Below are 13,202 nucleotides of genomic sequence, written 5' to 3'. Positions count from 1 at the left end.
ATCGGCAAGACGCTCTGGTCGGAGTTCTTCAACAACCGCGACTGGCCGCTGTCCTCCGCCGTGGCCGTGATCCTGCTGCTCATGCTCGTGATTCCCATCGTGCTGTTCCAGCGCATGCAGGAACGCAGCGCCCGGGCCGGGGGCTGATCTCATGAAACAGGGACTGACCTGGTTCAACCTCGGCTCGCTGGCCGTCGGCTTTCTGTTCCTCTATCTGCCCATCGCCCTGCTGGTGATCTACAGCTTCAACGAGTCGCGCCTGGTCACGGTCTGGGCAGGCTTCTCGACCAAGTGGTATGGGGAGATGCTGCGCAACGAGTCACTGATGAACGCAGCCTGGGTGACCCTGCAGGTGGCCTTCTTCGCCTCCACCATCGCCACGGTCCTGGGGACGCTGTCGGGCCTGATCATGGCCCGCTTCGGGGCCTTTCGCGGCCGCACCCTGTTTTCCGGGATGATCTACGCGCCGCTGGTGATGCCGGAGGTGATTACCGGGCTTTCCCTGCTGCTGATGTTCGTCGCCATCTCCCTGGACCGCGGCATGGTCACCGTCACCATCGCGCATACCACCTTTGCCATGTGCTATGTCGCCGTGGTGGTGCAGTCGCGCCTGGTCAGCTTCGACCGCTCCATCGAGGAAGCGGCCATGGACCTGGGCTGCCCGCCGGGGCAAACCTTCGTCAAGATCACCCTGCCGGTGATCGCGCCGGCGGTGGTCGCCGGCTGGCTGCTGTCCTTCACCCTCTCCCTCGACGACCTGGTCATCGCCAGCTTCACCACCGGGCCCGGCGCCACCACCCTACCGATGAAGATCTACAGCCAGGTGCGCCTGGGCGTGACGCCGGAGATCAACGCCGTCTGCACCATCCTGGTGGGCCTGGTGGCCACCGGCGTCCTGGCCGCCTCCATCGTGACCCGGCGCCAGGAACTGCGCCGCGAACAGGAAGAGCGGGAGGCCCTGGCAGCCCCTTAGAGGCACCGATCTGCCAGAGCAGTTTTCCCGGGCCGCGCAATTCGCTACAAGTCCTGCCGTGTCCGTACTCCTGGAATCTCTTGCCGGCGCCCGAAGCCGCCACGACCACCTCGCCTTGGTCCTCTCGCTCTTCGGCCTGCTGCTGCCGCTGCTCGGCCTGCTCGCGTCCAAGGCCGTGGTGCCGCTCGTCCTGGCGACGGCGGGTCTCGCCGCGGTCCTCCTGGGCGGCCGGGCCCTGCCCTGGCGGATCATGGACCGGCCCGTCACTCTGGGCTTCGGGCTGCTGGCGCTCTGGTGTCTGGTCGCTTCGCTCTGGAGCTTCGCACCCGGTGAGGCGGTGACGCTGGCGCTGCGCGTCGGCGTTCTTTTGCTGGTTTTGATTTACCTCTGCGCCCTGGCGGCAAGCCTCGACCAGCGACAGCGGCGTGTCGCTGCGCTCGGTTTTGCGTTCGGCATGGCGCTGACCGTCGTTTTGGTGGTCGTCGAGTTCAGCTTCGGCTTCCCGGTCTCCTCGGCGCTCAAGGGCGACCTCGACCGCACTGCCTTTAACTACGAGTATCATGCCTATTCGCGCCTCAACCGAGGGATTTCGGCGCTGGCAATTCTGGTCTGGCCGCTGGCGGCCCTGTGCTGGTTTCGCGGCTGGCGGGTCCCTGCCCTCGCCCTGCCGCCGGCCCTGTTCGCGCTCGTCATGGCGTCCCAATCATCCGCCACGCTTCTGGGATTTGGGTTGGGAATCCTCACCGCAGCCATCGCGGCCCTGGGGCGCTGGGCCGGGCGCCTGGTCCTGACGCTGGCCGTGGCCGGTGCCCTGCTGGCCAGCCCCGGCATCGCCAAGCTGATGAAGCAGGCCGAACTCGACAAAGCCAGCTTCCTCGGCGAGACGGCGAACTTCCGCGTCCACATCTGGGGCTTCGTGGCCGACCGCATCCTCGAGCGTCCGGCCTTCGGATGGGGCTTCGACTCCTCGGGTTCGATCCCGACCGAGGGCGCGACTCCCTTCAGGGCCGACAAGGAGGTCATTCCCTCCCACCCCCACAACGGGCCGCTGCAGATCCTCCTCGAGTTGGGCTATGTCGGCGGCGCTTTGACCGTTGCTGTGCTGTTCCTGCTGGGCCGAAAGCTGGACGGCCTGCCGGCGCCGGGGCGGCTTTGCGGGCAGGCTATGCTGATTACGGTGCTCGTGATCGCCTCCAGCGCCTACAGCATCTGGCAGAGCCATTGGCTGACCATGATGGGCGCCGCAGCGTTGATCCTGGTGTTGGCCCTGCCCGGTAGCCCCGACCAGCGGAAGACGGCCCCGCCCGGCTGAGATGGACGGCGGATCCCTCTAATGGCCTACGGGACTTAGTCGGCGCGCTTCTTCAGGGTGAAGGCGTCTTCGATATACCTGATGATGCGGCCGACGGACTCAGTCACGTCCTCGGCTGCCGTGTCGACGACGAGATCGGGCGATTCCGGCGGCTCGTAGGGGGCGGAGATGCCGGTGAACTGCGGGATCTCGCCGGCGCGCGCCTTCTTGTAGAGGCCCTTGGGATCGCGCTGCTCACAGGTCGCCACGTCGGCCTTGATGAAGATCTCGTGAAACCGTCCCGGGGCCGAGGCGCGGGCCCGGTCGCGGTCCACCCGGTAGGGCGAGATGAAGGCGGTGATGCAGATGATGCCGGAATCGGCGAAGAGCGCCGCGGCCTCGCCGACACGCCGGATGTTCTCAGTCCGGTCCTCCGGCGAGAAGCCGAGGTTGGCATTCAGGCCCCGCCGGACGTTGTCGCCGTCCAGCACATAGACCTGATAGCCCTTGGCGAAGAGCCGCTGCTCGACCTCCATCGCCAGGGTGGACTTGCCGGCTCCGGAAAGGCCGGTGAACCACAGCACGCCGCCGTGGTGGCCGTTGCGCGCGGCGCGGGAGTCGGCGGTCAGATTGTGTTCGACCGAGATCACGTTGGTGGACTTCACGGTGATCGCCTGGCGCTGGTCCGGCAGCCCCTCCATGAAGATCACGCCGCCGCCGACGGTGTCGTAGTCCTCGACCAGCACGAAGCGGCCGGTCCTGGAGAGATCGCCGTAGTCGTCCAGGGCGAGCACCTGGCGGCTGTAGAGTGTCACCTCGGCCACGGCATTGCGCTCGACCGCATCGCCTGCGCTGTTCTGCAGGGTCTGGGTATCGACGATGCGTTCGATGGACTTCACCCGGACCTCGGCTTCCTGGGTCAGCAGCTTCAGCTTGTAGCTGTCGCCTACCTTGAGCGGCTTGTGGCCGAGCCAGAAGAGCCGCGCGTGGAAGGTGGTGCCGAGCCTCGGCGGGTTCTCCATGTGGCTGACGACTTCGCCGCGCTCGACGAAGAGCTGCTCGACCAGGGTGATGCCCACCGACTCCCCCGCCGCCGCCGTGTCGGAGGCGCTGTTCTGTGGCCAGGCCTCGATGGAGCGGACCTTCGCGGTCTTGTTGGAGGGCGAGAAGAGCACCGTGTCGCCGACGGAGATGGCACCGGACTCGATCCGCCCGGCCAGAATGCGCCGGGCATCGAACTTGTAGACGTCCTGAATGGGCATCCGCAGCGGCTGTGCGCCGATGCCCGGATGGCCATGGAAGCCGTCCAGGGTCGAGATCACCGTCGGCCCGTCGTACCAGGGCGTGCGCTCGGAGCGGCCGGCGATGTTGTCGCCGCCGCGCGCGGAGATGGGCACGATCACCAGGGGGACCGAGCCGATGGACTTCAGATAGTCGGAGATCTGCCGCGAGACCTCCTCGAAGCGCGCCTGGCTGTAGTCCACCAGGTCCATCTTGTTGATCACCACGGCGATCTGCTGAACGCCCAGCAGGTGCAGGAGGTAGGCATGGCGGCGGGACTGCTCACGCACGCCCTCTTCCGCATCCACCACCATGATTGCCGCATCGGCGCTGGCGGCGCCGCTGACCATGTTTTTGAGGAACTCGCGGTGACCCGGCGCGTCGATGATCACATAGTCGCGCAGCGCGGTCTTGAACCAGATCTGCGTGGTGTCGATGGTCACCGCCTGATCGCGTTCGGCCTGGAAGGCATCCAGGACAAAAGACCACTCAACATCCATGCCGCGGCGGGCGGAAACCTCCTTGAGCTCCTCGAACTTGCCCGGCGGCAGGGAGTCGGTGTCGTGCAACAGCCGGCCGATCAGCGACGACTTGCCGTGGTCGACATGGCCGACGATAACGATGCGGTGGAGCGCGCGCTCTCCGACCGTTTCCTCCTCGCCCGTCAGAGCCAGGTTCTCTGTCGCGTCTTCAGGCAAGGTGGTGCTGTCCTCGCTCATTCTTGGGCCGCTCCCGTCTACATGTAGCCGGTGGCGCGCAGGCGCTCAAAGGCGTCTTCGCGCTCGTGGTCCATGGCCCGGCCGGCCCGTTCCGCCGTCTTCGTAGTCTGCAGTTCGGCGATGACATCGTCGAGGGTGGCGGCATCGGAGTCGATGGGATGGGTGATGTCCTCGTCGCCCAGGGAGCGATAGCGCTTGCCGTCGCGCGCGAAGTAGAGCGGCACGATGGGAATGCCCTCGCGCCGGGTATAGAGCCAGATGTCCAGCTCCGTCCAATGCAGCAGCGGGTGGATGCGGATGTGGGCGCCGGGCGGGAAGTCGGTCTTGTACTGGTCCCAGAACTCCGGTGGCTGGTCGCGGAAATCCCACTGGCCGGTCTCGTCGCGGGGGCTGAAGACCCGCTCCTTGGCCCGCGTGGCCTGTTCGTCGCGGCGAATGCCGGCGATCACCGCCCGCAGTTCATACTTCGCGATGGCCGTGCGCAGCCCCTCGGTCTTGCGCGCCGCCGAACGCGCCGCCGGCGGCAGGCTGGGGTCGACCGCATCGATGGGCGGGCATTCCTCGCGGTGGAAGTCGAGCTTCCACTCCGCCGCATAGCGGTCGCGGAACGCGTACATCTCCTTGAACTTCTTGCCGGTGTCCACATGCATCACCGGAAAGGGCACATTGCCGAAGAAGGCCTTGCGCGCCAGCCACAGCATCACGTTGGAGTCCTTGCCGAGAGACCACAGCATGGCCAGCGGCTCGATGCGGTTATAGGCCTCGCGCAGGATGTAGACGGATTGCGCTTCCAGTTCGTCCAAACGATCCATCTTGGAAGACTTCCTTGGGAAGATGCTGCAGGCGCGAAGGGACTTAGCGCCTTTGCCAACACGAATCAAGGTTCATAAGGGAGGGGAGGATAGTGGACCTATGGTTAACACAGGTCTAGTCCGCTTCCCGCGGCGGTGCCAGAAATACCTTGAAAAATGAGAGCGTTAGACGCGGTGGTAGTCGCGGTACCACTGCACGAAACGGGGGATGCCCTGGTCGATGGTCACCCGCGGCTCGAAGCCGAGATCACGGCGCGCCGGCTCGATATCCGCGTAGGTCTCCTTGACGTCCCCCGGCTGCATTTCGGCGAATTCACGGATGGCCTTGCGCCCGCAGGCCTCCTCGATCAGCTCGACGAAGCGCAGCAGCGGTTCGGAGCGGTGGTTGCCGAGATTGTAGACGGCGTTCGGCGGCTCACCGTTCAGCGCCTGGGGCGGCCGGTCGACCACGGCCAGAACACCGGCGACGATGTCGTCGATGTAGGTGAAGTCGCGGCGCATGTTGCCGTGGTTGAAGATGCGGATCGGCTGCCCTTCGAAGATCGCCCGGGTGAAGATGTAGGCCGACATGTCCGGCCGGCCCCAGGGCCCATAGACGGTGAAAAACCGCAGCCCGGTGCTGGGCAGCTCGTAGAGATGGGTATAGCAATGGGTCATCAGCTCGTCGGCGCGTTTGGTCGCGGCGTAGAGCGAGATCGGCTGATCGACCCTCTGGTCGACGGAAAAGGGCAGCTCCTTGTTGCCGCCGTATACCGATGAGGACGACGCATAGACGAAGTGGCGCAGCTTGGTCAGCCGCCGGGCCAGCTCCATCATGCAGAGGTGGCCCATGAGGTTCGTCTGTACGTAGGCGAAGGGATTCTCCAGCGAGTAGCGGACCCCGGCCTGTGCGGCCAGATGAACCATCTCGGTGACCTCCGGGAACTCCTTGGCGAGCCCGAGCACCGCGTCCTTGTCGGAGATGTCCAACTGGCGGAATGTGAAACCATTGTGCCCGGAGAGGCGATCCAGCCGCGCCTGCTTCAGCGCCGGATCGTAGTAGTCGTTCAGGTTGTCGACACCGATGACCGCCTGGCCGCGCTCGATCAGCCGGCTGGCCACATGAAACCCAATGAAACCGGCAGCCCCGGTCACGATGATGGACATTGGCTTCCTTTCATTGGGGCTTCCCGCGCGCGCCGGACGGCGCGGACAGCCCCCTGTCCTATCGGTTCGACGCCACCTGTCTGATCAGCCCCGACCGGCCCGGCAGAGCGCGGGCAATCCTTGCGGCTTGCGGATTTCCCGGGGGGTCAACTAGCAGGTCTGGGCAGCGAGGCAAAGTCTCAAAGTCGCGGCACCTGGAAACCGGCCTGCCACCGGCTCCACCGCGGGGCTTTACAGGGCCTCGGCCACGCCGGTTCGGAGGATCCGGACCACCGAGCGCGCATCGTCGATGGCCCGGTGCGCGGTCCCCTCAGGCGGCAGGCCCACCTTCCTGAGAGCGCCGCCCAGCCCCATCCCGCGCCGAAGCTTGAGGTGCTTGGCAAAGGCTTCCTTGACGTTCACGTAAGGCAGCGACTCGAAGGGGTTGTCGATCCCGTGTTTGGCGCAGTCCCGGCCGATCTGCGCGCCGTCGTAATTGCCCCAGGCCGCCAGGGTGAAATCCCCCGCCTCTGCCGCCCAGCGGTGGAACGCCTCCAGGGCTTCGGGAAACCGCGGCGCAGGGTCGACGTCGGACTGGCGGATTGTGGTCAGCTCGGTACAGAAGGCCGAGAGCTTCGGCGCCATGAAGGGCCGCACGAAGGTCTGAAATTCGGGCGTCGTGGGGCCTCTTGTCTCAGGCGTCTCATCCGGGCCGGGCAAGCTGAACCGAACGGCGCCGATTTCGATGATTTCCGAGGGAGCCTGCTCCTTGCCCCGGTGCCAGCAGGTTGCCTCCAGGTCAAAGACCACGTAGCGCTTTATCATCTTTAACTTCTGACCGGCGGTTTCCGGCCTTGACTGTTCCTTCAATTCGCGCCGCATATAGCCTGATAAACAAACACAAATCAATGAAATTGTTCGGTTTTTCAAATTTCTGTTCATATTCAGAACATTGACAGGCGCAACCTTTCGAGAGTAGACAGAGGCACCGACCGGGCAATAGCAAGTGAGTCCCGCCAGATGCGGGCTCGCGGCTTCCAACTCGGTCCGTCAAAGGGAAACCATGCAGCCGGCCGCCATTCTCTATTTGGTCGACACGATGTTCGGCAACCGCTTCTGGTTTCCGCTGTTCGAGCGCGCCCATGCGGCCGGCGGCTACGCTGTCGATGCGGTCTGCTTCCAAAGACATCAGCGCAGGTCGTTTCAAACCCTTGCCTGTTGCCGGCATGTCTATCCCGAGCCTGAGTTCGTCTACGGCTACGCGCAGCTTCCGGACCGGCCGGACTCCGAGCTGGCAGACTGGGTGCGGAGTTTCGAGCGGGAGTCGGGCTGCCTGATCACCGATCTGATTCAGGCCGACCGCCATGTCGGCCTCGGGTTCCAGCAGGCCGGCCTCAACAATCCCGAGACCCATAACCGGCGCAAGGCCGCCTACTGGCGCACGCTGCGCTACATCAGGCAGCTCGACGGCTATGTCGAAGACATCCTGGACCGCTCGGCCCCGAGCCTGGTGGTCACCTCGGTGGTCGCCGATCTCTACAGCAAGCTGATCTGCGCCAAGGCCCGGGCCCGCGGCATCCCCATCAGAATGTTCAACTCGCTGCAGGTCGGCAGTCTTTACGGCTGGTATCACGACGAGTACTGGAACCACCCGCCCCTGAAACGCGCCCTGCAAGGCAAGATCGACGCGGCCCCACCGCAACTTGTCACACCGACGGCGGGCAGCGAAACGCCGGCGGACGCCAATCAGGATCTCGAGCCGGTTTACGCCACGCACTACCTGGCGAAGCTGAAAGCCAGCCTGGGCCTGCGCGCGCTGCTGCGCAGCCTGGTCCAGGAGGCAAAACGCTCTCTCGGCAATCTCAAGACGAAACGCCCCGACCGCCCGAGCTTCCTTGAGGCCGCCAAGCTGCAACTCCGCATGCGGCGCCAGTTCAAGGAGCTGGAACGGCGCGTGGAACAGCAGACGGAGGCACTGCCCGAGCACTTCGTTCTCTATGCGCTCCACAAGGAGCCGGAGGCCTCGACCATGGTCAAGGCACCGGAGTTCAACAATCAGCTCGCGATCATCGACCTGGTGGCACGCGCGCTGCCCGGCGGCTACAAGCTGCTGGTCAAGGAGAGCATGGTGTCCCTCGGCTTCCGGTCCCAGGGCTTCTATCAGGCCGTTTCCGAGTTGCCCAACGTGCAGCTCGCCATGCCGGACCAGCGGGCCAGCGATCTTCTGCCGATGGCCGCCGCGGCCGTGGTCATCACCGGCACGGTTGGCCTGGAGGCGGCCAGGGCCGGCATCCCGGTCCTCTCCTTCGGCACGCGGAACAACTACGATCCCATCGAGCACGTCCACGTCGTTACCGACTTCCTGCAGGTTCGCGCGGTGCTGGCCGAACTGCTGGCTGAGGCTCCGGAGACCACCAAGCAGCGCCGCGCGCGCCAGGCCCGGCTCTACGACGAAGCCGCGGCGGAGCTGGGGACCGACATCGGGGAGTTCTTCGAGGCCAAACGCCGCAGTTCGGCGCCGGTCGCCGGCCATGTCATCGAGCGCGCCATCGACCTGCTGCTGGCATCGCTCTCCAGCACGCCGCAGCCGGCGCGGAGGGTCTCGCAATCGTAAGGGACCAGAACCTGGAGATCTGGCAGACCGGCGGGCTGGTCGGCGACTACCTCGAGCGGTCGGATCTCTACCCCGGCGAAGAGCGCTTTCTGAGCGACCATGCGGAGGAGCTCAAGACCGCCAGGCTGCTCGACATCGGGGTCGGCGCCGGGCGGACCACGGCGCGCTTTGCCGCCGCCGTGCGGGACTATGTGGGCGCCGACTACTCCCCCTCCATGGTCGAGGCGGTCACGCGGAAGTTTGCCGGCAAGCTGGACAATGCCCGCTTCGAGCAGGCCGACGCCCGGAACCTCGGCAACCACGCCGACGGCAGCTTCGATGCCATCCTCTTCAGTTTCAACGGCCTCGACACCCTGGGCGCGGAAGAGCGGGAGATGTTCCTGGACGAGGCGCAGAGGGTGCTGCGGGACCGCGGTCTGCTGGCCTTTTCCTCCCACAATCTCAGCGCCCTGGACCAGGTGTTCCGCTTCAAGCGCGCCAGGTCGGTGACCAAGCTGATCGAACACACCAAGCGCAAGGCGATCCAGCTTTCGCGCAATCCGCCGCTGTCGAAACTGATGGCCCGGGATTGGGCGCTGGTCTACGACGGCACCCACGGCAAGCTGTTGCGCCACTACTATGTGACCCCGCCGGCCCAGGTGCGGCAACTGGCCGAGCACGGCTTCGGCGAGATCCGGGTGATCGATACCAAGACCGGCGACGAGTTGGAGCCGGACTCGCGGGCGGCGGCAGGCGCGCGCTGGCCCTATTTCTTCGCCCGGGCGCAGAAGCGCGCCTGAGCCATGCCCGGCGGTTGGTGAGCGGATGCTGAGACTCCTGAAGCGCGCAGGCCGGCGGCTTACGGCGGGTCTGGCCCCCCCAGCGCCCAGCGGTGACCTCTGGAAATCCGTGGCGGAGCTGCAGCATGCGGCAAGGGTGGTGGATCTGGCGCGCCGGCGCGCGCTTTTCTCCCCCCAGCTCACCGAGCCACCCAAGAACCAGCGCATCGTGGTCATCGCCCCGCATCCGGATGACGAGGTGATCGGCTGCGGCGGCACCCTGATCCTGGCGCGCCGGCACAACTGCGCCGTCCGGGTCGTCTATCTGACCTCCCAAGGGTTCCAGGGTGCCGAACAGCGGGTCGCCGAGGCGCGCCAGGTTTGCACCCACCTGGGGGCCGAGGCGGTCTTCCTGCCGTTCGTGCCAGGCCAGATCCCAATCACGGAAGACGCGGCGCAGCAGTTGGCCGAGGCCGTCGAAGCCTTTTCGCCCGACCAAATATTCCTGCCCTTCATCCTCGACGACCACGACGATCATCGCCGTGCCATCGAACTGTTTCGGGCGGCGGCCGGCTCCGGCCATCTGCGCTCTGCGCCGGGGCTCTGGGCCTATCAGGTCTATAGTGGCGCTCCCCTGCCAAACGTCGTCGACATCTCCGAGGCGGCGTCAGAGAAGCGCACCGCCATTGCCCTCTACCGTTCGGAGATGGATAAGCGGCACTGGGCCCACTATGCCCTGGGGCAGAACGCCGCCGCCTCCCGATTTCTGCCCTCCAGCGCCAAAGAACGTTACGCGGAGTTGTTCTTCCGCTCGACCCTGGAGGATTACCTGGCGCTCGCGGAAACTTACTTCGCGCAAGGCAACACCTATCACCGCAGCTACCAGGACGGCTGATATGGTGGCCCTTCGAATCCCCTCGACTGCGCGCGGTGGGAGCGCCCGGTAGGTGACGGACCCCAGGGTGCTGACCGCACGCAACGAAGAGGTGGGACCGCTGCTGAAGACCCTGGAGGGCTATGGCGCCCCCACGCACTGCCTCGCCGCCCCAGAGTGGCTCTCGGTTCTGGCAAAGGCCTATGGGGTCGAGACCGTCCTCTTCCATCTGCGCGAAGCCGATGGCCGGCGGATTGCCGGCCAGCTTCCCACCTACTACGGCAAGGGGGGCAAGACGCTTTACGGCCTGCGCTACGGCCTGCGGGCCAGGACCGCCCAACAGGCCGAGGCGCTTCTGGAGAGCGCCGAGGACTTCGCCAGAGCCAACGGCCTGGCGAAGATCGATCTGGGACTGGAGGCCGGCACGCTCCTGCCGCAGGCCGATGTTACCACGGCGGCGTCCTTCACCTTCGATCTGACCGGCTGCCGCGGGGAGGATGATCTCTGGCCGCTTCTGTCCCAGAGCGGCCGGCGCGGCCTGCGCGCAGCCCTACGCAGCGACCAAAGCCCGCGCAGCGGCTGGGAGCACTTTGACGCCGCCTTTCGGCTCTACCGGGAGGCAATGGAGCCCAAGGGAGTTAGGGTGCACAGCGAAACCTTCCTGCGCGCAATCGCCGAGGGCTTCCCCGACAGCTTCGTGCCGCTGGTCTGCTATGAAGAAGAGACCCCCGTCGCCTCCGCCTTTCTGCTGCTCGGCGAGCGGGTCGGCGCCTATCTCTATGGCGGCACGACCGCGCGCGGCACCGCCCTCAGGTCGGCAACGCTCCTCTACTTCACCATGATGAAACTCTGCCAGGAGCACGGATTGGCCTGCTTCGATGCCGGCGAGTCCGCGCAGGGGAGCGGCACCTTCGAATTCAAGCGGCGCCTGGGGGGCCGGCAGACCGGGGTCTGCTACCTGCGCAAAGCGGTTGGCGGCCAAGGCAATCTCGGATCGGCGGCGGCCCGGCAGGTATCCCGCCTGACCGTCGGGCTCGCCCGCGCAGCCGCCAAGGGGCCCTTGTCCGCCCTGGTCCCCCGCGGCGGCGGGCAGAACATCACCGCACGGAGGATCATCTGAGACCCTGGAGGCTAACTCCTCCATAGGCAAATCCGCATCCCAGAAGCGATCTGGCGGCCAACCGCCCGGCCCTCTCCAGGCCTTGAATTTCTGACCTTTAACAATTTGAAAATAATACTTAAATCGCCCTACAGTTCAACTGGTGAACACTTGACAGAGGGCATTTCCGGGGAGTAGAAGAGGCCCCTATAGGGGCACCTTGAAGACCCACACTGGTGCGCCGGAGCAGCGCTTGGCCTCGCAGAACGAACCCGCCGTCGAACAGGATCAGGAAGGCGATTCCACCCGCCTGATCCTGCATGCGATCGAATCGCGGGACCGGGTGACCCAGCGGGGCCTGGCCGCCGAGCTGGGCATCGCCCTGGGCCTGACCAACATCTATCTGAAGCGCTGCCTCAACAAGGGCCTGATCAAGGTGCGCAAGGCGCCGGCGCGGCGCTATGCCTATTACCTGACGTCGAAAGGCTTCACGGAAAAGGCGCGGCTGACCGCCAAGTTCCTGCGCCGCTCCCTCAGCTTCTTTCGCCTGGCCCGCCAGGACTGCGCCGAGCTGTTCGACCAGTGCCGCACCAGAGGCATCGAGAAGGTCGCCTTCGTCGGCGCCGGGGATCTCTGCGAGATCGCCTCGCTGGCCGCGCTCGACAGCGAGGTCGAGGTGGTCGCGGTGCTGGACGAGGTGACCAACCGCCAGAAGGTCGCGGGCATCCCGGTCGTGCGCCGCCTCGACCAGCTTCCCGCGGTGGAAGTTCTGGTGATCACCGATACCAGGGATCCGCAGGCCTGCTTCGACCGCCTGGCCGAACGGCATCCGCCGGAGAAAATCCAGTTTCCGGGCTTCCTGCACCTCTCGCGGGGCCGCAACGGCGGCCGGGAGGGGAAGTCCTGATGGCCGACTGGTATGTGGTGCAGACCCTGGCGCGGTCCGAAGACCGCGCGGAAATCAACCTGAAACGCCAGGGATTTCAAAGCTATCTGCCGAAGCTCCGCCGCGAGCGGCGCCACGCCCGGCGGCGGGAGATCGTCGCCTCGCCGCTCTTTCCCGGCTACCTCTTCGTCAAGATCGACATATCCCGGCAGCCCTGGCGCTGCATCAACGGCACCTATGGCGTGAGCCATCTCGTCTGCCATGGCAGCAGACCGAGCCTCGTTCCGCCTGGTGTCGTCGAGAGCCTGAGGGCGCGCGAAGACGAGACGGGCTTTGTCACGCTGGAGCCCCGGCGCTTCGAGCGGGGCGAAGCGCTGCGCTTCGTCAGCGGCGCCATGCGGGACTGTTTCGGCCTCTTCGAAGGCATGGCAGCGCGCGAGCGGGTCATCGTCCTGCTCGACCTGCTCGGCCGCAAGGTCCGGGTCGAAGCGCCTCTGGACGCCGTCGCCGCGACGACCTAACCGGCGCCCGCTCCGCGGCGCCTTTGTTCTTCGGTCTTGGTGAATTTTTCACCCGGACTGCGGTAGCAGTGGTCAAACTCCACTTTCATGCACAGGACAGCGATACGCTTTCGGGACCTCCCGATAGACCGGAGCCACCCCCTCTGACCCGCCCACCGCTTTCATTCCAGCCTTCCATCAGAGAGACCCATGTCCCCGTCGACGACCACTGACTTTTCCTCGGACCAGGATTTCGACCTCAACGGCAAG

At 65.8% G+C, this 13,202-nt stretch carries 12 protein-coding genes and 1 pseudogene; 9 read left to right on the top strand and 4 right to left on the bottom strand.

The features are described from left to right. From Q0982_RS17465 to Q0982_RS17455, 3 genes and pseudogenes are all read left to right on the top strand, one after another. Positions 1-147, top strand: a pseudogene (locus tag Q0982_RS17465) (ABC transporter permease); the annotation flags it as partial. A gap of 4 nt (positions 148-151) precedes the next feature. Beyond that, positions 152-973, top strand: coding sequence for an ABC transporter permease subunit (locus tag Q0982_RS17460; RefSeq protein ID WP_299397614.1), 822 nt, complete (start codon positions 152-154; stop codon positions 971-973). 58 nt (positions 974-1,031) lie between these two features. Continuing rightward, positions 1,032-2,285 carry an O-antigen ligase gene (locus Q0982_RS17455; RefSeq protein ID WP_299397612.1) on the top strand — a complete coding sequence of 418 codons (1,254 nt, stop codon included), beginning with the start codon at positions 1,032-1,034 and terminating at the stop codon, positions 2,283-2,285. Positions 2,286-2,320: 35 nt separating this feature from the next. Here Q0982_RS17455 and cysC read toward each other — a convergent pair whose 3' ends face one another. The 4 genes from cysC to Q0982_RS17435 form a co-directional block, all read right to left on the bottom strand. Further along, the gene (gene cysC, locus Q0982_RS17450; protein ID WP_299397611.1) at positions 2,321-4,264 is read right to left on the bottom strand and encodes an adenylyl-sulfate kinase; all 1,944 of its coding nucleotides are present in this window, start codon (positions 4,262-4,264) and stop codon (positions 2,321-2,323) included. A 17-nt stretch (positions 4,265-4,281) separates the two neighbouring features. Then, entirely contained in the window at positions 4,282-5,076 is a 795-nt protein-coding gene (gene cysD / locus Q0982_RS17445; RefSeq protein WP_299397609.1) for a sulfate adenylyltransferase subunit CysD, read from the bottom strand. Positions 5,077-5,241: 165 nt separating this feature from the next. Further along, positions 5,242-6,222 (bottom strand): SDR family NAD(P)-dependent oxidoreductase, encoded by a 981-nt coding sequence (locus Q0982_RS17440; protein WP_299397608.1) that lies wholly within the window; start codon positions 6,220-6,222, stop codon positions 5,242-5,244. Positions 6,223-6,453: 231 nt separating this feature from the next. Further along, positions 6,454-7,026: a 3'-5' exonuclease gene (locus Q0982_RS17435; RefSeq protein ID WP_299397606.1), complete on the bottom strand. Its 573-nt coding sequence runs from the start codon at positions 7,024-7,026 to the stop codon at positions 6,454-6,456. A gap of 238 nt (positions 7,027-7,264) precedes the next feature. On the opposite strand from Q0982_RS17435, the gene Q0982_RS17430 reads away from it, so the two are divergent. The 6 genes from Q0982_RS17430 (at position 7,265) to Q0982_RS17405 (ending at position 12,953) form a co-directional block, all read left to right on the top strand. Further along, a complete protein-coding gene (locus Q0982_RS17430; RefSeq protein ID WP_299397605.1) occupies positions 7,265-8,815 on the top strand; it encodes a hypothetical protein in 1,551 nt (516 codons plus the stop codon). After that, complete coding sequence (locus Q0982_RS17425; protein WP_322097056.1) at positions 8,767-9,594, top strand: class I SAM-dependent methyltransferase; 828 nt, start codon at positions 8,767-8,769, stop codon at positions 9,592-9,594. The genes Q0982_RS17430 and Q0982_RS17425 overlap by 49 nt, the downstream gene beginning before the upstream one ends. 109 nt (positions 9,595-9,703) lie before the next feature. Continuing rightward, positions 9,704-10,468 (top strand): PIG-L deacetylase family protein, encoded by a 765-nt coding sequence (locus tag Q0982_RS17420; protein ID WP_299397603.1) that lies wholly within the window; start codon positions 9,704-9,706, stop codon positions 10,466-10,468. Between the two features lie 52 nt (positions 10,469-10,520). Beyond that, positions 10,521-11,567, top strand: a complete 1,047-nt coding sequence (locus Q0982_RS17415; RefSeq protein ID WP_299397602.1) for a GNAT family N-acetyltransferase — start codon at positions 10,521-10,523, stop codon at positions 11,565-11,567. A 199-nt stretch (positions 11,568-11,766) separates the two neighbouring features. Next, the gene (locus tag Q0982_RS17410) at positions 11,767-12,453 is read left to right on the top strand and encodes a winged helix-turn-helix transcriptional regulator (RefSeq protein WP_299397600.1); all 687 of its coding nucleotides are present in this window, start codon (positions 11,767-11,769) and stop codon (positions 12,451-12,453) included. Then, positions 12,453-12,953: a transcription termination/antitermination protein NusG gene (locus Q0982_RS17405; RefSeq protein WP_299397598.1), complete on the top strand. Its 501-nt coding sequence runs from the start codon at positions 12,453-12,455 to the stop codon at positions 12,951-12,953. The genes Q0982_RS17410 and Q0982_RS17405 overlap by 1 nt, the downstream gene beginning before the upstream one ends. Positions 12,954-13,202: the final 249 nt, after the last annotated feature.

Origin of the sequence: Pelagibius sp. (assembly GCF_028281305.1) — a bacterium.
Taxonomy (GTDB): Bacteria; Pseudomonadota; Alphaproteobacteria; order Kiloniellales; family Kiloniellaceae; genus Pelagibius.
Note: the sequence above shows the minus strand (reverse complement) of the source record. Positions and strands in the feature narration are given on the sequence as shown.